Annotated in this window: 22 protein-coding genes; 13 read left to right on the top strand and 9 right to left on the bottom strand. The window is 54.7% G+C overall.

The genetic code is table 11. The features are described 5' to 3' along the window. Positions 1-20 precede the first annotated feature (20 nt). Genes obgE through ACR3EJ_RS12965 form a run of 3 tightly spaced genes read left to right on the top strand, consistent with a single transcriptional unit; the run spans position 21 to position 3446 of the window. A complete protein-coding gene (gene obgE / locus ACR3EJ_RS12975; protein WP_170539681.1) occupies positions 21-1055 on the top strand; it encodes a GTPase ObgE in 1035 nt (344 codons plus the stop codon). Further along, the gene (proB, locus tag ACR3EJ_RS12970) at positions 1043-2149 is read left to right on the top strand and encodes a glutamate 5-kinase (protein ID WP_170539684.1); all 1107 of its coding nucleotides are present in this window, start codon (positions 1043-1045) and stop codon (positions 2147-2149) included. Before obgE ends, proB begins: the two co-directional genes overlap by 13 nt. Before the next feature lie 34 nt (positions 2150-2183). Continuing rightward, positions 2184-3446 (top strand): glutamate-5-semialdehyde dehydrogenase, encoded by a 1263-nt coding sequence (locus ACR3EJ_RS12965; RefSeq protein ID WP_170539686.1) that lies wholly within the window; start codon positions 2184-2186, stop codon positions 3444-3446. Here ACR3EJ_RS12965 and ACR3EJ_RS12960 read toward each other — a convergent pair. Further along, complete coding sequence (locus ACR3EJ_RS12960) at positions 3443-4039, bottom strand: histidine phosphotransferase family protein (protein WP_170539689.1); 597 nt, start codon at positions 4037-4039, stop codon at positions 3443-3445. The genes ACR3EJ_RS12965 and ACR3EJ_RS12960 overlap by 4 nt on opposite strands. Before the next feature lie 43 nt (positions 4040-4082). On the opposite strand from ACR3EJ_RS12960, the gene ACR3EJ_RS12955 reads away from it, so the two are divergent. The 5 genes from ACR3EJ_RS12955 to tsf all read left to right on the top strand — a co-directional run bounded on the left by ACR3EJ_RS12955 (position 4083) and on the right by tsf (position 7887). Continuing rightward, complete coding sequence (locus ACR3EJ_RS12955) at positions 4083-4265, top strand: DUF3553 domain-containing protein (protein WP_170539692.1); 183 nt, start codon at positions 4083-4085, stop codon at positions 4263-4265. Positions 4266-4371: 106 nt separating this feature from the next. Then, on the top strand, positions 4372-5127 hold the full coding sequence (gene olsB / locus ACR3EJ_RS12950; protein ID WP_170539696.1) for an L-ornithine N(alpha)-acyltransferase: 756 nt from the start codon (positions 4372-4374) through the stop codon (positions 5125-5127). 4 nt (positions 5128-5131) lie between these two features. Further along, positions 5132-5968, top strand: coding sequence for a lyso-ornithine lipid O-acyltransferase (gene olsA, locus ACR3EJ_RS12945; RefSeq protein ID WP_170470207.1), 837 nt, complete (start codon positions 5132-5134; stop codon positions 5966-5968). Positions 5969-6134: 166 nt separating this feature from the next. After that, positions 6135-6935 (top strand): 30S ribosomal protein S2, encoded by an 801-nt coding sequence (gene rpsB / locus ACR3EJ_RS12940; RefSeq protein WP_010440118.1) that lies wholly within the window; start codon positions 6135-6137, stop codon positions 6933-6935. A gap of 76 nt (positions 6936-7011) precedes the next feature. Further along, positions 7012-7887, top strand: coding sequence for a translation elongation factor Ts (tsf, locus tag ACR3EJ_RS12935; RefSeq protein ID WP_170470213.1), 876 nt, complete (start codon positions 7012-7014; stop codon positions 7885-7887). A 371-nt stretch (positions 7888-8258) separates the two neighbouring features. Here tsf and ACR3EJ_RS12930 read toward each other — a convergent pair whose 3' ends face one another. From ACR3EJ_RS12930 to ACR3EJ_RS12920, 3 genes are all read right to left on the bottom strand, one after another. Continuing rightward, on the bottom strand, positions 8259-9011 hold the full coding sequence (locus tag ACR3EJ_RS12930; protein WP_170470216.1) for an autoinducer binding domain-containing protein: 753 nt from the start codon (positions 9009-9011) through the stop codon (positions 8259-8261). After that, entirely contained in the window at positions 9008-9457 is a 450-nt protein-coding gene (gene aroQ, locus ACR3EJ_RS12925; RefSeq protein WP_010440129.1) for a type II 3-dehydroquinate dehydratase, read from the bottom strand. Before aroQ ends, ACR3EJ_RS12930 begins: the two co-directional genes overlap by 4 nt. 131 nt (positions 9458-9588) lie before the next feature. After that, positions 9589-10590, bottom strand: a complete 1002-nt coding sequence (locus ACR3EJ_RS12920; protein ID WP_170539699.1) for an NADPH:quinone oxidoreductase family protein — start codon at positions 10588-10590, stop codon at positions 9589-9591. Positions 10591-10718: 128 nt separating this feature from the next. Here ACR3EJ_RS12920 and ACR3EJ_RS12915 point away from each other — a divergent pair, with 128 nt between their 5' ends. From ACR3EJ_RS12915 to ACR3EJ_RS12900, 4 genes are read left to right on the top strand one after another with little or no spacing between them, the layout of a single operon-like run. Next, positions 10719-11537 carry an SDR family NAD(P)-dependent oxidoreductase gene (locus tag ACR3EJ_RS12915; RefSeq protein ID WP_170470222.1) on the top strand — a complete coding sequence of 273 codons (819 nt, stop codon included), beginning with the start codon at positions 10719-10721 and terminating at the stop codon, positions 11535-11537. 26 nt (positions 11538-11563) lie between these two features. After that, a complete protein-coding gene (locus tag ACR3EJ_RS12910) occupies positions 11564-12598 on the top strand; it encodes a phosphotransferase family protein (protein WP_170539702.1) in 1035 nt (344 codons plus the stop codon). A gap of 27 nt (positions 12599-12625) precedes the next feature. Continuing rightward, positions 12626-13843, top strand: a complete 1218-nt coding sequence (locus ACR3EJ_RS12905) for a serine hydrolase domain-containing protein (RefSeq protein ID WP_170539705.1) — start codon at positions 12626-12628, stop codon at positions 13841-13843. A 48-nt stretch (positions 13844-13891) separates the two neighbouring features. Further along, positions 13892-14758, top strand: a complete 867-nt coding sequence (locus ACR3EJ_RS12900; RefSeq protein WP_170539708.1) for an acyl-CoA thioesterase — start codon at positions 13892-13894, stop codon at positions 14756-14758. Here ACR3EJ_RS12900 and ACR3EJ_RS12895 read toward each other — a convergent pair. Both ACR3EJ_RS12895 and ACR3EJ_RS12890 read right to left on the bottom strand, forming a co-directional pair. Then, complete coding sequence (locus ACR3EJ_RS12895) at positions 14755-15522, bottom strand: SDR family oxidoreductase (protein WP_170539710.1); 768 nt, start codon at positions 15520-15522, stop codon at positions 14755-14757. The genes ACR3EJ_RS12900 and ACR3EJ_RS12895 overlap by 4 nt on opposite strands. A gap of 133 nt (positions 15523-15655) precedes the next feature. After that, on the bottom strand, positions 15656-16885 hold the full coding sequence (locus ACR3EJ_RS12890; RefSeq protein ID WP_170539713.1) for an acyl-CoA dehydrogenase: 1230 nt from the start codon (positions 16883-16885) through the stop codon (positions 15656-15658). Between the two features lie 98 nt (positions 16886-16983). Between ACR3EJ_RS12890 and ACR3EJ_RS12885 the strand changes: the two genes are divergently transcribed. Beyond that, positions 16984-17895, top strand: coding sequence for a LysR substrate-binding domain-containing protein (locus tag ACR3EJ_RS12885; protein WP_170539716.1), 912 nt, complete (start codon positions 16984-16986; stop codon positions 17893-17895). Here the strand turns inward: ACR3EJ_RS12885 and phoB are convergent. The 3 genes from phoB to pstB are packed head-to-tail and all read right to left on the bottom strand — an operon-like array spanning position 17892 to position 20109. Then, entirely contained in the window at positions 17892-18581 is a 690-nt protein-coding gene (gene phoB / locus ACR3EJ_RS12880) for a phosphate regulon transcriptional regulator PhoB (RefSeq protein WP_170539719.1), read from the bottom strand. The genes ACR3EJ_RS12885 and phoB overlap by 4 nt on opposite strands. A 12-nt stretch (positions 18582-18593) precedes the next feature. Then, on the bottom strand, positions 18594-19295 hold the full coding sequence (gene phoU, locus ACR3EJ_RS12875; protein ID WP_170539723.1) for a phosphate signaling complex protein PhoU: 702 nt from the start codon (positions 19293-19295) through the stop codon (positions 18594-18596). Between the two features lie 16 nt (positions 19296-19311). After that, positions 19312-20109: a phosphate ABC transporter ATP-binding protein PstB gene (gene pstB / locus ACR3EJ_RS12870; protein WP_010440155.1), complete on the bottom strand. Its 798-nt coding sequence runs from the start codon at positions 20107-20109 to the stop codon at positions 19312-19314. Positions 20110-20111: the final 2 nt, after the last annotated feature.

Genomic DNA, 20111 nt, shown 5'->3' with positions numbered 1-20111 from the left:
CTTTGCAGTAGGGGACAGCTATGAAATTTCTCGATCTTGCAAAGGTCTACATCCGGTCCGGGGCCGGAGGTGGTGGCTGCGTCAGCTTCCGACGCGAAAAGTACATCGAATACGGCGGACCCGATGGCGGGGACGGCGGTAAGGGCGGTTCGGTATGGGCCGAAGTCGTAGACGGACTAAACACCCTGATCGACTTCCGTTACCAGCAGCACTTCTTCGCAAAAAACGGTCAACCCGGGCGCGGTCAGCAGCGTACTGGCAAGGATGGTGATGACATCATCCTACGTGTGCCTGTCGGAACCGAGATTCTCGATGAAGACGAAGAGACCGTGATCTGCGACCTGACGGAAGTTGGTCAGCGGGTCCTGTTAGCCAAAGGTGGCAACGGCGGGTTCGGTAACCTGCATTTCAAATCAGCCACCAATCAGGCTCCACGCCGTGCCAATCCGGGGCAGGCGGGGATTGATCGCACGATTTGGTTGCGGCTGAAGCTGATTGCGGATGTGGGTCTGCTTGGGATGCCCAATGCGGGCAAGTCAACCTTTCTGGCCGCAACATCAAACGCTCGGCCCAAAATCGCTGACTATCCCTTTACTACGCTGCACCCAAATCTGGGCGTTGTCGGCGTAGATAACGTGGAATTCGTCGTCGCAGACATCCCCGGCCTGATCGAAGGCGCGCACGAAGGGCGTGGGATTGGGGATCGCTTCCTCGGCCATGTCGAACGCTGCGCCGTTCTGCTGCATCTGGTCGATGGCACGTCCGAGACCGTCGCCGAAGATTACCGCACCATCATTCACGAACTTGAGGCCTATGGCGGCGAGCTTGCGAACAAGCCGCGTATCACCGTTCTGAACAAGGTTGACGCTCTGGATGAGGAAGAACTTGAGCTTGCCAAGGAAGAGCTCGAGCAATCCGTGGGTGGCCCGGTTATGACGATGTCTGGCGTTGCGCATCTGGGTGTAACAGAAGTGCTGCGCGCTTTGCGGACACAGATTGATGAAAACCGCCTGCGGCAAAAACCCACCGAGGAGGCAGAGCCTTGGCAACCCTGACCGCCGCAAACCGCATGGTGGTCAAGATTGGGTCCGCCTTGCTGGTGGATCGGAATACCGGCCAGTTGCGATTGGAGTGGTTGCAATCGCTCGCACGGGATGTGGCATGGCTAAAAGGGCAGGGGACAGATGTCATCCTGGTATCTTCGGGCTCGATCGCGCTTGGGCGTGGCGTTCTCGGATTGCCAATGCAGACCCTGCCGTTAGAGCAGTCACAGGCTGCGGCTGCTGTTGGTCAAATTCGGTTGGCCCGAGCGTATGAAGAAGTATTAACGCCACATGACATCAAGACCGCGCAGGTTTTGGTGACGCTAGAGGACAGTGCAGATCGGCGGCGATACCTGAACTCTCGCGCGACGCTTGAGACATTACTTGGGTTAGGTGTTGTGCCTATCGTTAACGAAAATGACACAGTGGCGACCGATGAAATTCGGTATGGCGACAATGACCGGTTGGCCGCACAGATCGCCGTGACGGTCGGCGCAGATCAATTGATATTGCTGTCAGACGTTGACGGGTTCTATACTGGCAACCCGATCGAGGACACCACCGCGACCCGATACGATGTGATCGACCAGATCACGCCCGAGATCGAGGCCATGGCCGGTGATGCGGGATCGGGGCTGTCTAAAGGCGGAATGAAAACCAAGCTTCTCGCCGCCAAGATGGCAACGGCTGCCGGCTGCACCATGGCAATAACTGAAGGGTCAACATTGAACCCGCTGAAAGCGCTGGAAAACGGCGCAAATTGCACTTGGTTTACAGCAACACTTGATCCGCATGCTGCCCGGAAACGCTGGATATCGGCCATGAAACCGCGTGGTGAGATCATGATCGATGATGGTGCGGTTACAGCTCTGACAAACGGTAAAAGCCTTCTTCCTGTTGGAATTGTTGAAGTGACCGGCGAATTTGGACGCGGTGACCCAGTTACGATCCTAGACCCAGCAGCGCGACCACTGGCGCAAGGCCTCAGCCGCTATACCGCGCAAGAGGCCGACGCGATCAAGGGGCGCAAGTCCTCTGAAATCGAAACCACACTAGGCTATCCGGGCCGCGCAGTGTTAATCCATCGCGATGATCTGGCGCTTTGATAGAATAGAGAGAACCACCTGAAAGGCTTACGAGATGAAAGACTTCGACAGTATTCCCAGCCTGATGGAAGACCTCGGCAAACGCGCGAAATTGGCTTCGCGCGAACTGACATTTGCCAGCGCCGAACGAAAGCACGCGGCGTTGATCGCGGCTGCAGATGCCGTATGGAACAATCGCAATGATATCATTGAGGCCAACAAGAAAGATTTGGAGTTTGGTCGCGAGAAGGGCCTAAGCCCCGCGATGATGGACCGCCTGATGCTGGATGAGGCGCGCGTTCAAGGTATGGTTGACGGCTTGCGAACCGTGGCTGAACAGGCCGATCCGGTGGGTGAGGTTCTGGCCGAATGGGACATGGCCTCGGGTCTGAACATTCAGCGTGTACGCACGCCTTTGGGTGTGATCGGAGTGATCTATGAAAGCCGCCCCAATGTGACGGCGGATGCGGGTGCGCTATGCCTGAAGTCGGGCAATGCAGTAATCTTGCGCGGCGGGTCCGAGAGTTTTCATTCGTCAACCGCTATTCATGCCTGTTTGGTCGAAGGACTGAAGGCCGCCAACCTGCCCGAAGATGCAATCCAACTGATACCGACCCGTGATCGTGCCGCAGTGCAAGAGCTGCTAACGATGACAGATTACGTTGACGTCATTGTCCCGCGCGGCGGCAAAGGTTTGGTCGGTCTTGTGCAGCGCGAGGCGCGCGTGCCGGTCTTTGCCCATCTTGAAGGCATTGTTCATATCTATGTCGATAAGGCTGCAGACCCTCAGAAGACGCTGGATGTGGTATTGAATGCCAAGACGCGGCGCACTGGCATCTGTGGTGCTGCGGAGTGTTTGTTGGTGCATCAGGACGTGGCGGAAACGCTTGGGCGTGACGTCATTGCGGCGCTTCAAGCGGCGGGTGTCGAGGTTCATGCACAAGGCATCTTGGCCAATGATCGCACTATTGCCGCAACTGATGAGGATTGGGGCAAGGAGTTTTTGGATAGCATCATCGCAGCCATGCCTGTTGCTGACATCGATGCTGCGATCGATCATATCAATACGTATGGTTCCAGCCATACAGATTGCATCATGACCGAGAACACTGCTGCTGCAGCGCATTTCTTTGAACGCCTCGATAGCGCTATTCTGATGCACAACGCCTCAACCCAGTTTGCCGACGGTGGCGAGTTCGGAATGGGCGCCGAGATCGGCATCGCCACGGGCAAGATGCATGCGCGCGGACCTGTCGGGGCAGCTCAGTTGACCAGCTTTAAATATCTTGTGCGTGGAAACGGAACGACGAGGGTTTAGAATTTCAGTTTCACCAGGGTTGTGGTCGTTTCTACCGCAACCCGACGCCCCATCGCAGCGGCGGTTTCGGGCAACAGTGCAAATTGAACATGCGCGGGACTGACTTTGCTGGCAAAACAGCCGGTTGAAACCCCTTTCCACAAATCAGGGTCGGGGTTCAGTTTGTCGGCTGTTCCTGTCACAGTCCACGCATCACCCCGAGTTTCGATCTCCACCTCACCACCAAACGGCATCGCGCTTTCGCAGCACATCACGGCGAGGAAGGCGAGTTTAACCTGATTGCGCGGCACGGGTTCGGTCAGGTTCCATGTGATCCGAACCCGGCTCGCCTTTTCAAGATCCTTCAGCAGTTCAATTACCTCAGTTCTTCCCAGCGGTTGATCACTGGCTGCCCCAAAGGCCACGCGAAAGAACCGGATGCGCGCGCGCGCGCTTCCGACGCTGCCGGAAATCAGCTCCATCTCGGGACCCTGGACTGCGCCAACCATCTCCAACAGTTCAAGCCCGTTGGTGATTGCCCCAATTGGGCTGATCAGATCATGACAGATCCGAGAGCCGATCAATTCGGCCAGGTTGACGTCTGAAGCGCCCATGCGTACCTCCTGCTGCATCTGCCTCAGGACCCGGAGCCCCAATATGACAGATCTGAATGCCATTCTTGCACCGGGCATGTATGTCCGCCACCCCGATTTCCCCGATTGGGGCGTTGGACAGGTGCAGTCCAATATCGGGGGCAAGATCACCGTAAACTTTCGCGAGCAGGGGAAAGTGGTAATCGACGGGACACGCATAGCCCTGATACCGGTCTTTGATCCGTGAAACTGGTTTAGGAAAGGTTAACAACTCAGGCGAAACGCGGGCTTGTTGCCTTTCGCAATGCAATCGCGCTATCAGCGCGCAATCACAAATAGCGGACCAATCATTGATGCCGGATAAAGGCCCCTCATTCACCGTAAAACTTGCTGAAACCGAGGCTGAACAACGCGCAGCCCAGCGTCTGCGTTACGACGTCTTTGTGCGTGAACTCGGCGGCGGTGGTGAGATGGTGGACCATGAGTCCGGGCTCGAGAAAGACCGGTTCGACCCGCATTTCGATCATATGCTGGCCATTGATGATTCAACGGGCGAGGTTATCGGCGTCTATCGATTGCTTCCCGGTGAGCGAGCGGCCGAATTGGGGCAGTTCTATTCCGAGGATGAATATGACCTCACCGTTTTAAAGCAAAGCGGTCGCAATTTGTTGGAACTTGGGCGCTCGTGCGTGCATCCGGATTACCGCGGTGGCACCGCGATGTATCACCTGTGGAATGGGCTGGCGGCCTACGTCACTGCGCGCAAAATCGAAGTTCTGTTCGGCGTCGCAAGCTTTCATGGCACCGATGTCCAGAAGCTGGCACAGCCGCTATCGATGCTGCATCACAACCATCTAGCCCCTCCGGATCTTCGGGTCCGGGCACAGCCGGGCGTGTTTCAACCCATGGACCTTCTCCCGGTCAAAGCACTGGATCGTCGTGCTGCCATGGTTCAGGTCCCATCCCTGATCAAGGCCTACCTCCGTCTGGGTGGTTTCGTCGGTGAGGGGGCCTTTATCGATCATGCATTCAATACAACCGATGTGTGCCTGATCCTCGACACCACCCGCATGAACGCGCGTCAGCGACGCATTTACAGTGGAGCGTAACGAGGTGAGCGATCCCTCATGGCAGAGCGAAGACGAACCTGATCCGATCGAACTTGGTGTTCTTGGCTGGATATTGGTGTTCTTGCGCGGCGTCCCTCTGGCGGTGCTAGTTTTTGGGGGCCTGATCGTTCTGCTGTCGATACGCTTGATCGAACGTCCATTATGTGGCGTTCAGCGACCAGTTACACCTTTCATCAGTCAATTTGTCTGCCGCAACGCGTTCAGGATCCTCGGGATAGGATTTCATAGCTCTGGTGAGTTGATGCGGGAACGTGGCGCCGTGGTCGCAAATCACACGTCGTGGCTGGACATTTTTGCGCTGAATGCCCGCAAACGCGTGTACTTTGTCTCGAAAGCCGAGGTGGCGAAATGGCCGGGGATCGGATGGTTGGCACAAGCAACCGGTACGGTATTCATTGAGCGAAATCGCCAAAAAGCTCGCGAACAGACCCGCATATTCGAAGAGCGCCTTAAAGCCGGGCATAAGCTGTTGTTCTTCCCAGAGGGCACTTCGACAGATGGTTTGCGAGTTTTGCCATTCAAAACAACGCTTTTCGCTGCGTTCTTTACGGATGAGCTGCGCGAATTCATGTATGTCCAACCCGTCTCGGCCATTTTTCATGCGCCCAAAGGGCAGCCTGCGCGTTTTTATGGTTGGTGGGGTGACATGGATTTCGGGCCGCATCTGCTCAAGACGTTGGGCGCGCGACGACAAGGTTGGGTGGAATTAATATATCATGAGCCCGCCAAGGTCAGCGATTTTGAAAACCGTAAAGCTCTGGCAGCACATTGCGAACAGGCCGTGCGGCACGCTCACAGCTTGGCGCGGCTCGAAAAATAAGGGCATTTGGCCCTTGCACTGTCTCAAATCCTGTCATATACGCGCGCCATTCAAACCCGCAGGCGGGGTTTGGGTCATTTGAGGGAGACATCCTTATCTGGCCCGCCGGTTGGAGCATCCGCTTCTTTCACCCCCGCCGAGGCGTAAACCGGAAAAGGAAAATAGCATGGCTCTTCCCGAGTTCTCCATGCGTCAGCTGTTGGAAGCTGGCGTTCACTTTGGTCACCAGACACAGCGTTGGAATCCCCGCATGGGCCCGTTCATCTACGGCTCGCGCAATGGTATCCACATCATGGACCTGACCCAGACTGTTCCGATGCTGGATCAAGCTCTGCAGGCAGTTCGTGACACCGTCGCAAAAGGTGGCCGCGTTCTGTTCGTAGGCACCAAGCGTCAGGCCGCTGGCCCGATCGCGGAAGCCGCTGAAAAGTCGGCTCAGTACTACATGAACCACCGCTGGCTGGGCGGCACACTGACCAACTGGAAAACTGTTTCCCAGTCGATCAACCGTCTGAACCAGATCGACGAAGCGATGGAAGCGGGTGCCGAAGGCCTGACCAAGAAAGAGCGTCTGGGCATGGAACGTGACCAGGGCAAACTGCAGGCATCGCTGGGCGGTATCCGCGAGATGGGCGGCGTTCCTGATCTGCTGTTCGTCATCGACGTCAAGAAAGAAGCACTGGCGATCGCCGAAGCCAACAAACTGGGTATCCCGGTTGTGGCTGTTGTCGACACCAACTGCTCGCCCGACGGTGTTGACTACATCATCCCCGGCAACGACGACGCAGCGCGCGCCATTGCTCTGTACTGCGACCTGGCCGCACGCGCCGCTCTGGACGGCATGACCGCACAGATGGGTGCTGCAGGTGTTGATCTGGGTGCATTCGAAGAAGCTCCGGTTGAAGAAGCCGTTGCCGAAGAAGCACCCGCAGAAGAAGCCGCGCCGGAAGCCAAAGCCGAAGCGTAAGCTGCCCGTCACGTAAATGACATATGGGGCAGGGTAGACCTGCCCCAATTCCGTTTGAATTGAGGAGAGCCAAAAGATGGCAATCACAGCAGCAATGGTAAAAGAACTGCGCGACTCGACCGGCGCAGGCATGATGGACGCAAAAAAAGCGCTGACCGAAACCGGCGGCAACATGGACGAAGCCGTTGACTGGCTGCGCACCAAAGGCCTGGCCAAAGCAGCCAAGAAATCGGGCCGTACCGCCGCCGAAGGTCTGGTGGCCGTTCACGTCAACGGCGGCAACGGTGTTGCAGTCGAAGTGAACTCGGAAACCGACTTCGTTGCGAAAAACGGAGAGTTCCAGGAAATGGTCGGCAAGATCACCTATGCAGCCGAAGGCGTCGACGATGTCGAAGCTCTGCTGGCTGCCGATCTGGGCGGCAAATCTGTTGCAGACACTCTAACCGACAAGATCGCCACCATCGGTGAGAACATGTCGGTACGCCGCATGTCCAAGCTGAGCGGTGACACTGTCGTGTCCTATGTCCACAATGCTGCAACCAGCGGCATGGGCAAAATCGGCGTTCTTGTTGCTCTGTCTGGCGGCGATGAAGCCTTCGGCAAGCAGGTTGCAATGCACATTGCAGCAGTGAACCCGGCGGCCTTGTCTGAGGCGGACATGGACCCGGAAGTTGTCGAGAAAGAGAAGCAGGTCCAGATGGACATCGCCCGCGAATCCGGCAAGCCGGAGCAGGTGATCGAAAAGATGATCGTCGGTCGTATGAAAAAATTCGTTGCCGAGTCGACTCTGCTGAACCAGGACTTCGTTGTGAATCCTGACCTGACCGTCGAAGCTGCGGCTAAAGAAGCGGGTGCAACCATCACCGGATTTGTCCGCATGGAAGTAGGCGAAGGCATCGTTGTCGAAAAAGAAGACTTCGCAGCCGAAGTTGCGAAGGCAGCTCAAGGCTAAAGACAAAATGCAGCCTCACTGAGGGGCTGCAATCCATAAAAGACCCGGTTGCGATGCAGCCGGGTTTTTTTGTGCTAGGCAACTTTTCAATGCGCAGTAAACAACAACAAGGAAATGAGGAGATTGAGGGGCCCTGCATGATGGGGATGGAAGGGCCCCTCAAAAATTCCGACAAAGCGACGCGGACGAATAGACGCCTATATGTCAGAGCGATCAGAGAGCTTTGGTATTACAAAGATCCAATCAAAACGTTCCCTGGCCAAAGCCACCACTCACGGAACAATACCAACTTGCAATTTATGGGGGAGATTCGGAAAGTCATGTATTCCTTACCCTAGGTCAATTTGACGCAATGTAGCGTCAAATCAGGGTCAAGCTTCCATTACAAACATCTGGTTATGCAAAGTCGCCTTAAGCACTGCCTGCGCTGTGGTTTCAACCGAAAGCGCCTCGCGCGCCAGCCTTAGGTGCTTTTCCACCGTCGCGGCAGTCAAACCCATAAGCAACGCGATGTCCTGAGTGGTCTTTCCATCCCCCACCCATTGAAGCGCCTCTCGTTGACGCTTAGTCAGAGCGCGGTTCGGAGCGTTGTACGGTAAGGTCAGAATTTTGAGATGAGCAACATTGTTCATCAGCAAAATATCCTCGCCGTGTTCCTGCCAGATCTCGTCCACTTCATCCTGATCATGCATTCGGGCCGCAAGTGAGATCGCGCCTTTGGTTCGCATCGAAACCGAGTTGAAGCTGACCGTATAACCCGATGTAAGACCCAAAGATTTGTTAAACTCATAAACCCTAAGTTCTTCGGGTGTCATAACACCGCTGGACATCATGTCATTGATCATGCTCCAGCTTGCCGCGCCCTCATGATCCAAGGCCCATTTCAACATCGGAGCGTGAAAATACAATCCCGAGCGGAGGAACCCATCAAGGTAATCTTTGCAGTGGTTGGACAGGATGACGAAATCTTCGGGGTCCCCCAACGAGGTCGCCGTGCGATACTGGGTGTAACCATACAGCAACCGATCAAATCCGAACTTTGCCATCTGGCGGCAGTGGGCATCCCACAGCTCTTCCAATGTCTTGGTATAGCTCAGAAAGTTCAGATAATCGTTGAGCTTCATCCAGTGCCCCCCTCAGCCAAATGGGCCGCAAGGGCATTCAGCGCAAGCACATAGCTATGTGCGCCGAATCCACAAATCTGACCAATGGCAACTGGGGCGACGTATGATTTGTGTCGAAACACTTCGCGCGCGTGAATATTTGACAGATGAACCTCTACAACCGGAACTTCGGCGGAAGAAATCGCATCCATCAGCGCGACCGACGTATGGGTGTATCCACCCGCGTTCAAGACGATTCCATCCTGTTCGCCGCGTGCTGCGTGAATCGCATCAATCAATGCGCCTTCGTGGTTGGTTTGAATATGCGTGATCGTCTGATTCAGTGCCTGACCATGAGCAACACACAGGTCCTCAATCATCTTCAAGGTCGTTGATCCATAAACCTCGGGCTGCCGCGTCCCCAGCAGATTCAGGTTCGGACCATTCAGAACCAATATTTTTTGCATATTCAAACTGTCCCCATCTTCTTCTTTTTCATAAACCCGAAAAATTGAGGCGTCCAGCGACCATCGCCCCTTTGGCGCGAGTGGTTGTGTCGCATATTGGTAAGAATCTAAAGTTCTGAATGAATATCAGCTTATTTAGTTCCCATTGTGACCACAACTTTACCGAGAGTTTTGCGTTGATCCATCTTGGCGATCGCTTCCGCCGCACTTTCAAGTGGAAAGCGGACGCTGATACGAGGGCAGATGGCACCGCTTCGATACATTTTGAACAGTTCACCCACATTCTGAGAATGCCCTTTCGGATCCCGAAACACTGACGCGCCCCAAAACACGCCGACGATTTGACATCCTTTGAGTAGCGTCAGGTTCAACGGAATGCTGGGAATGCCTGCTGGAAAACCGACAACCAGATATCGGCCTCCCCACGCCAAGCTGCGCAAGGCAGGTTCGGCGTAGTCCCCGCCAACGGCGTCATAGACCACATCCACACCTTCGCCACCGGCCAGCGATTTGATTTCAGCAGACAGCGCCCTTTGCGCCGCTCGGTCCAGATCACGTGGATAAATCAGTGTTTTATCTGCACCAATGTTTTTGCAAAACTGTGCTTTTTCTTCGGACGAAACTGCCGCGATCACCTGCGCGCCCATGGCTTTGGCAAGTTCTATCGCGGCAGAGCCAACGCCACCCGATGCGCCATGCACAAGTACGGTTTCCCCTGAGAGCAGCTGCGCTCGATCTTTGAGCGCATGGTAAGACGTGCCATACGTGAATATGAAACACGCGGCGTCTTCATATGGCATATCATCCGGGATTTTGATCGCCGTCGCTGGTTTGAGCGTCACGTGCGTGGCGAACCCTCCATGTCCTGTCAGCGCCAGAACACGATCACCGGGCAAGAAATCAACGACATCTTTGCCGACGCTGGTGATCTCACCTGCAATCTCGCCACCTGGAGCAAATGGACGAGGAGGCTTCATCTGGTAAAGGTCCCGGATCATCAGCGTATCTGGAAAGTTCACTCCGGCCGCGTGTATTCGCACCAATATCTCACCAGCCTTTGGCACAGGATCGGGCAGGGTGGTCAACTCCAATGTTTCTGGTCCGCCCGGTTTGACGCTGAGTAATGTCTGCATATGCCCCACTTGCCCCTTGCTTCGTTTGAATTGAAATCGTTGGATTACACGAACGTATTGTCAAGATGACCGCCGCTCTGGGTCTCAAACGATAGGCGCAAAGAGCAGATCACCTGAAAGGAGATTTCATGACGCCCGAGACATTGTTTTCACTCAACGGAAAAACTGCGCTGGTGACAGGTGGGGCCACGGGTATTGGCCGGATGGCAGCCGAGGCGCTTGTTCGTGCCGGTGCTCATGTTCTGATTGCCTCGCGCAAGGGTGATGCATGTGAACAGGTTGCGGCAGAGTTGAACGCGTTAGGCACCGCCGGATCTGCAGAAGGTTTTGCAGGCGATATCGGCAGCGAAGTGGGTATTGATGCATTAGTTGGTGAGGTCAACAAACGAACGCAATCTCTTGAAATATTAATGAATAATGCCGGTGTTACCTGGGGCGCACCGATGGGCCAGTTTCCCCACTCGGCGTGGGACAAAGTGATGTCCGTCAATGTCGCAGGTATATTCGATCTGACCCAAAAGCTACTACCGCTTTTAATGAAATCAGCCAGCGACGATGATCCAGCACGGGTCGTAAATATTGGATCGGTTATGGGCGAGGTCCCGATGGGTGACGGGGCCTACAGCTATTCCGCGTCAAAAGCCGCGGTGATTCACCTGTCAAAAATCATGGCCAAGGAACTTGCGCCGTATCGTGTCACAGTAAATGCTCTGGCGCCTGGGCCGTTCGTATCGCGCATGACCGCGTTTGCAACCGAAGATGAAAGTAAGCGCGAGCGTGTCGGCAAGGCGGTACCGTTGGGTCGCGTGGGTCGTGACGAAGATATCGCGGGCTGTATGTTGTTCCTGTGTGGCCGTGGTGGCAGCTACATCACGGGTGCGGTGTTGCCGGTATCCGGCGGTATCAACGTCCAGACAGGCGGTAACATCTTTGCCGACGCACTTTAGCCCCAGATCGACCGCAGGTTTGGTAGATGAAAGAAACCGATAGTACATTAGATATCAACGCAGTTGAGACCTATCTTAACTCACATCTTGATGGGTTTTACGGCCCATTGAAGGCGACAAAGTTCACCGTAGGCCAATCCAACCCGACATATTTGCTCAGCACACCGAATGAGGCATATGTTTTAAGGCGCAAGCCGCCCGGGGTTTTGCTGAAATCAGCCCATGCAGTGGATCGCGAGTTTCGCGTAATGAGCGCGCTTGCTGGCAGCAATGTGCCCGTGCCGAAAGTTCACCTGCTATGCGAAGATGACCGGGTGATAGGGTCGGCTTTTTACGTAATGGAATATCTGCAAGGGCGTACGTTTGTAGATCCGGTCATGAAGGGTGAAGACAACGACACTCGTACGGGCGTGATTGATGAAATGAACCGCGTTCTGGCTGAGTTACACATGGTCGATATTGATGCAGTTGGTCTTTCGGATTACGGGCCACCTGGCAACTATTTCGAACGGCAAATTGCCCGCTGGAACAAGCAATATCGTGCTTCTGAGACCGAAACTATCCCAGACATGAACCAGTTGATTGCCGCGCTCGAGCATCAAGTTCCAGAGGATGACAACCAAAGGACGTTGGTGCACGGGGATTATCGCATCGACAATCTGATGTTTGAAACGAATGGCACGGGCTGCATCGGGGTCCTAGATTGGGAATTGTCGACCATCGGCCACCCATATGCGGATCTCGCGGCAATTATCATGCAATGGCAGCTGCCTCCGGGAAAAGAGGGTCGCGGATTGGCGGGCGTGGACCGGGAAAACCTTGGCTTACCAACAGATCGCGCCTTTGTCGCAAACTATTGCGCACGTCGCGGCATTCCAGCGATCGAGAACTTTGGGTTTTACCTAGCTTTCAATTTCTTTCGAATGGCTGGAATTCTGCAAGGTGTTTACAAGCGCGCACTTGACGGAAATGCATCTGATCCGAAGCGGGCACAGGCATTTGGTGCCTATGTCCCAATCTTTGCCCAACATGGCTTGTCTGCTCTACGCAGCGAGGCGTAAGCGGTTTGACCCAAACGGAGTTGCCTCATGGGATTTGATCCGACCTCATTGGCCAATATTCGCAAATGGATGAACAGGTATGTGGACCAGCGCAAATATGCGGGCAGCGCGCTTCTGATCCGCCAGCACGGGAAAGAGGCGTTCTTTCATACTTGTGGGCGGCGTTGCATAGAGAACGACCTTCCCTTCCAACGTGATAGTTTGGTTCGGATATATTCGATGACAAAACCAGTGACCTCAGTTGCCCTTATGACTCTGGTCGAACAGGGATTGTTTCATCTCGACGCTCCAGTTTCCGAGTTTCTGCCTGAATTATCGTCCATGAGGGCCCTTATTCCGGACGCAACTAGTCTTGATCAGACTGAGGATGCGCCGTCACCGAGCTTGCATCAGCTTTTGACCCATACCAGTGGGATGAGTTACCCGTTCAATCCCGGCCTGCTACCCAAGGCGATGGATGATCTTGATCTGATCTTTTCACCACAACAGGGCCCTCTGTCAGAAAGGGTTATGCTGTTGGCGCAACTCCCGCTGGCCTTTCAACCCGGTGCGCGATGGGAATACTCGGTCGGGATAGATGTAATTGGGCGCGTGATCGAAGTGGTATCAGGCAAATCGCTCAACGTATTTCTGACGGAACATATCTTTGAACCTTTGGGTATGAATGAAACCGCGTTCTCAGTGCCTAATGGGGCAGGGGACAGGTTTGCCTCACTCTATACCCCATTGGAAGGTGACGCGATGGCGCTGAACGCCGCAAAATCAGGCGGCGAAACACTCCGATTGGTGGATAATTCCGGGCAATCTCCATTCGAGGCAGCGACTACTTTTTCCGGCGGCGGCGGGCTGATCAGTACGATCGACGACTTCAGTAAATTCGCCGAAATGTTGCGGAGCAAAGGAACAGGAAATGGCGTCAGAATCCTGGGGCCAAAGACGATGGAATTTATGTTTCGCAATCACTTACCAGGCGACATTGCATCAATGGGGCCGCAAAGTTTCGCGGAACAACCCATGGACGGGACAGGTTTCGGTATCGGAGGAGCGGTGGTTCTAAACCCGGCACTTGCCAAATGCCCTGGTTCGGTTGGTGACTTCGGCTGGGGTGGTATGGCATCGACGTATTTCTGGGTCGATCCAGTCAATGATCTGACGACCGTATTCTTCACTCAGCTTTCGCCGTCCAGCTCCTATCCATCGCGCGCCGAATTGAAGGCGCTTGTGCATACAGCGCTCGTTGAATGATCGGTGGTCGAATGATACCGGAAAAGTCTGGATGCAGGAGACTCCAAGATGACCGAAGCTGAACGTGTACTGCTTGATCTGCTGAATATCGAGAGGCTTGAAGTCGATCTATTCCGCGGCACCGGTTCAGGCGGTGAAACGCCAACGCGCATCTTCGGCGGTCAGGTGATTGCACAGGCGCTTGCGGCAGCCTACCGGACGGTCGAAGATCGCCTGTGTCATTCGCTACATGCTTATTTCATCCGCCCCGGCGATCCGTCTATTCCCGTTATATATCAAGTGGATCGCGCACGAGATGGAGGTTCATTTACGACCCGTCGCGTGGTTGCGATCCAGCATGGCAAACAGATCCTGAACATGTCCACCTCATTCCACAAACAGGATGATGGGTGGGATCATCAGCATCCGATTCCCAATGTTGATGGTCCAGAACACCATCCATCGCGTGACGATCTGCGGCAAAAGTACCTTGGCCGTGTTCCGGACAAGCTGAAGTCAGAGTTTCTGCGCGAACGTCCCATCGAAGTGCGCGAAGTTGATCCTCTGGACCTGTTCACGCCCTCAAAGGCAGATGATAAGAACTATCTCTGGTTTCGCATGGGTGCGGCGAATGATGCGGACACGATTACGCAACATCTTCTCTTGGCCTATGCCTCGGACATGGGGCTGCTCACTTCCGGGATGAGGCCCCATGGGCTGAGTTGGTTTACTGGCGAAATCGATGGTGCCAGTCTGGACCATGCCATTTGGTTTCATGCACCCGTTCAATTTCAAAACTGGCATCTTTATTCCATGGAATCACCATGGACGGGGCAGGGGCGTAGCTTCAATCGCGGATCGATCTTTTCTCAGGATGGAAAGCTGGTTGCGTCAGTCGCGCAGGAAGGCCTACTAAGGCGGCGGCGGTCACATTAGATATCACCGATAAAGCGTTGATTAATCTTATTCATATTACTTAACCAACCATCATAGTCTTCGATCTTCATGCGCATGTAATCAAAGACTTGCGGATGCGGAAGAACCAGAAAACGCTCGGCAGAAATTGCCTCAATACAGGATTGTGCAACCTCAGCAGGCTCAATTATTCCGTCGAACGCGGCAACAGAATCTTCGTATCCACGCATCATCTCTGAACGCACAGCTTGCGGACACAAAACAGAAACTCGGATGCCACGGTCGCGATATGTCAGAGCGATCCACTCAGCAAAACCTACGGCCGCGTGCTTGGTAACTCCATACGGCGCAGCGCCGGGTATGTTGAGCAGTCCAGCGGCAGATGCAGTAAACATCATGTAACCGCCACCACGCGCGACCATCCTTGGGATCAGATGCCGCGCAGCCCAGACATGCGACATTACGTTGATTTGCCAAATACGCTCCCAATCCGTGTCAGGTACGTCAAGCCCACCAAACGTTAGAATGCCAGCGTTGGCACAGAACAAATCAATCGGAGCAATGGTATCCTCGACCACATCGATCAGCTCTCGAATGTCGCTTTCTTTGGAAACATCACATCTGATTGCATCGCCACCGATTTTCTTGGCCACAACCTGCGCGCCAGTAAGATCGATATCCGCACAGACCACATGTGCGCCTTCCTTTGAAAACCGTTCTGCAAGACCTTTGCCGATGCCACTTGCTGCACCGGTGATGACAACGGTTTTTCCATTCAGATCCATCACGATATCCGTGTTCTACATTTCAAACACAGCGTAACATCGTGGGAAACCACAGCCAATGCGGATTAGCCAGCTATGGTTTATCCATCTTATTATTTACATAATACCGATTATGCGATTAATCGATAAAGCTTCAATAAAACGCCTGCAGACCTGTTTGCGCTCGCCCCAGGATCAATGCATGGACGTCATGTGTCCCCTCATAGGTATTGACGGTCTCCAGATTGATCATGTGGCGCACGACTTGGAATTCGAGCGATATCCCATTGCCGCCGTGCATATCACGCGCCATTCGAGCGATGTCCAACGCCTTACCGCAATTGTTGCGTTTGATAATCGAGATCATTTCAGGTGCAGCTTCGGCCTGATCCATCAAACGTCCGACACGCAAGCTTGCCTGCAAGCCGAGTGAGATTTCGGTTTGCATCTCTGCTAGTTTGCGCTGAAACAGTTGGGTCTGTGCCAGAGGGCGATTGAACTGCTTGCGATCTAATCCGTATTGGCGAGCTGCGTGCCAACAACATTCCGCCGCACCCATCGCACCCCAACTGATACCAAAGCGTGCGCGGTTCAAGCAGCCGAACGGGCCCTTTAGGCCTTGAACATGAGGCAGCAAGGCACCCTCGTCCACTTCAACACCATCCATGACGATTTCACCGGTGATCGAGGTTCGCAGACTCAACTTGTTTTCGATCTTCGGAGCGCTCAATCCCTTGGCACCTTTGTCCAACACAAATCCGCGGATCTTACCGTCATGCGCATCGGATTTGGCCCAGACCACAAAAACGTCGGCAATCGGCGCATTTGAGATCCACATCTTACTGCCGGTCAAGCGATAGCCACCATCAATCTTCTCGGCGCGGGTTTTCATTGCCGCCGGATCAGAACCCGCATCCGGTTCCGTCAGGCCAAAGCAGCCGATCCATTCTCCGCTGGCCAGTTTCGGCAGGTATTTGCGCCGCTGTTCCTCGCTGCCATAGGCATAGATTGGATACATCACCAACGAGCTTTGCACCGACATCATCGAACGATAGCCAGAATCCACACGTTCGACTTCGCGCGCTACCAGGCCATAGGTGACATAACCGGCACCAATTCCACCGTATTCCTCAGGAATTGTCGTGCCGAGTAGACCCATTTCACCCATCTCACGAAAGATTTCGGGGTCCGTTTCTTCGTTTTGGAAAGCCTGAGTAACGCGCGGCTGTAGTTTTTCTTGAGCATAAGCACGCGCGCTGTCGGCGATCAGGCGTTCATCCTCTTCCAACTGGTCAGACAGGCGGAATGGATCATCCCAGTTGAAACTGCCAAGTTCGGGCGCATCCTTCGCGCGCAGGACCGGTTTTGTATCTGGAGCATTCATTTTGTTTCTCCGGCAGGAATGGGTTTGCACAATCATAACCTGAGCTATTGTCAAAAAACAGCGAGACATTTGCATGTTTTCATGATCAAAACGCATAGATGAGACCGAACCGCCCTACTCTACCGCCCATATCTGCACTGCGCGCGCTTGAAGCTTTGGATCGACTTGGGTCAGCATCGGCAGTCGCTGATGAAATGGCTCTGACGCAAAGCGCTGTCAGCCGACAACTTCAGACACTTGAGGCGCATTTGGGCGCCGAGTTGGTTAGTCGTGATCGAAAGCGGCTATCACTCACAAAGGCGGGGCAAGACTACGTTCGGGAAATTCGGCCAGCCTTGTCGCAGATCGCACAGGCTGCATTGAAATTGCATGTTGCTCCGGCCGGCGGAACACTAAACTTGGCGATCCTGCCAACCTTCGGAATGCGTTGGCTGGTGCCGCGTCTTCCCGACTTTGCGCGGCTCCACCCTGATATTACGATCAACATGACCACGCGACTGAGGCCATTCAGCTTTGCATCCGAACCCTTTGATGCGGCGTTACATTTTGGGGAGCCGGATTGGCCTGGAACCGATCGCTTGTTGTTGAGTATGGAGCGTGTTCTACCTGTTTGCGCGCCCGGTCTCTTACCGCAAGGCGCGCCAACCTCACCTCGAGACTTACTCAAACTGCCTTTGTTGCACATCCAGACCCGACCCCGTGCATGGCAAGACTGGTTTCGCCAAATGGGAATCGAACATCAGCACCCTCTACCCGGCACGGTCCACGACCAGTTCAACACGATCAATCAAGCTGCGTTGCATGGATTGGGTGTGGCGCTACTGCCGAACTATCTGGTCGAACAGGACCTGGCGACCGGCAAACTGATTGCGGCTTTCCCAAACGCAATTGAGGCTATGGGTGCCTATTATCTGGTTTGGCCGCGCGAAAAGTCAGACGACAACGCCCTGCGGCAGTTCAGACATTGGCTGGCATCTCAAGCACAAACCGAAGAAGCGCTACCGCGTTAACCCAACGCGTACCCTGCCCCACGAACCGTACGCACCGGATCTTCACCGCCGTGCTGTGTCAACGCTTTGCGCAAGCGACCGATATGGACATCAACGGTGCGTGTATCGACATAGATATCGCGCCCCCAAACACGGTCAAGCAATTGCTCGCGGCTCCAGACACGGCCGGGTTTTTCCATGAAAGTGCTCAGCAGCCGGAATTCGGTTGGACCCAATTTCAAGGGCTTATCGTCTCGGCTGACCTTGTGGGTCTCGGAATCCAGAATGATATCATCGAACTCCAGTCGGATACCTACTGTCGCTGGCCTCACTCGCCGCAGTTGCGTCCGGACACGCGCCATCAATTCCACGATCGAGTACGGTTTGACCACATAATCATCCGCGCCCGTCTCGAGGCCACGCACCTTGTCAACCTCCTCGGACCGGGCTGACAGCATGATGATCGGGATCGAGCGCGTGTCAGACCGCGATTTCAATCGACGGCAGACCTCGATACCACTGAGATTGGGCATCATCCAATCAAGAACGATTATGTCAGGGCGATCTTCTTCGACCAGCAGTAAAGCTTCTTCCCCGTTGGCGGCGCGGATAACGCGGAACCCTTCGGCGTCCAGATTGTAGGCCAGCACCTCTCGCTGGGCCAGTTCATCCTCAACCACCAGTACCGTCGGTTGATCAGCGGACATGTCGAAAGTCTCCTAGATCGTTTGCGACGTGTTATCAGCTTTGGGCCGGGCTTCGCTGGGCCGCTCACCCGTAACGAGATAAACAACCTGCTCTGCGATCGCTGTCACGTGGTCGCCCATCCGTTCGATGTTCTTTGCGATGAAATGCAGGTGCATGCAGGATGATATGTTGCGCGGGTCCTCAGCCATGAAGGTCAGGAACTCGCGGAACAAGCCGTTATACATTTGGTCCACTTCCTGATCGCGTTCGATTACGTCGGTGGCCAATTCTGCGTCTCGCTGGATGTAAGCATCCAGCGCATCTCGCAACATCAGTTCAACTTCGCGCGCCATGCGACGCAGCGCAGCGGCGCTGCCGTTGATCTCGCCCGCATTGACCAGAACGGTGGTTCGCTTAGCAATGTTCTTGGAGTAATCGCCGATCCGTTCGAGGTTGGCTGAAACCTTGAGCACCGACAGAACCAATCGTAGATCACCTGCCGTGGGGGCACGCAACGCAATCAGCCGTGCGGTTTCTTCGTTGATCAATTCTTCCAGCGTATCGATGGCCTTATCGCCCTGCCGCACTTCCTGAGCCAATTCCTCGTCGCGGGTTTCCAGCGAACGGGCGGCGCCCATGATGGCGGCTTCGACTAAGCCACCCATCTTCATAATATGGGCTTGAATGGCCTCGAGATCCCGGTCGAACGCGGATGCAATATGTTGTTCGGTCATGTCTGAATACCTGTTCTCAGCCGATCCGGCCGGTAATGTAGCTTTCGGTCCGGGGGTCTTCGGGATTTGTAAATATCTGGCCGGTCTCACCAAATTCGACCAGATTGCCCAGGTGGAAAAACGCGGTCTTTTGGCTAACACGCGCGGCCTGCTGCATCGAGTGGGTAACAATCACCACCGAATACCGCTTACGCAGATCATCTATCAGTTCTTCGACCTGTGCCGTCGCAATCGGGTCTAGCGCCGAGCATGGCTCGTCCATCAGCAAAACCTCTGGTTCGGTTGCGACGGCGCGGGCGATACATAGGCGCTGCTGCTGGCCACCGGACAGGCCTGTTCCGGGCGCGTCCAGACGATCCTTTACCTCGTCCCAAATAGCACCGCGGCGCAGGGATTTCTCAACGATCTCATCCAGTTCCGCCTTGTTCTTCGCAAGGCCGTGGATGCGAGGACCATAAGCCACGTTGTCATAGATCGACTTTGGAAACGGGTTGGGCTTCTGGAACACCATGCCCACTTTGGCGCGCAGCTGCACCGGGTCGACCCGTTTGTCATAGATATCTTCACCATCCAACAGAATATCCCCGGTGACGCGGCAGATATCGATGGTGTCATTCATCCGGTTCAGGCAGCGCAGGAATGTGGACTTGCCGCAGCCCGAGGGGCCGATGAAGGCGGTGACCGTCTTGTCCTCGATCTCGACATTCACGTCCTTGATGGCATGGGTATCGCCATAGTGGACCTGAACATTATTCGCGGCGATCTTGATTGCTTTGGAGTCCACGGTTCTCTCCACTCGTGTCATATCGTTCATCA

It is taken from the genome of Ruegeria sp. AB11, from assembly GCF_056536325.1.
This window is presented reverse-complemented; position numbering and strand designations above follow the sequence as displayed.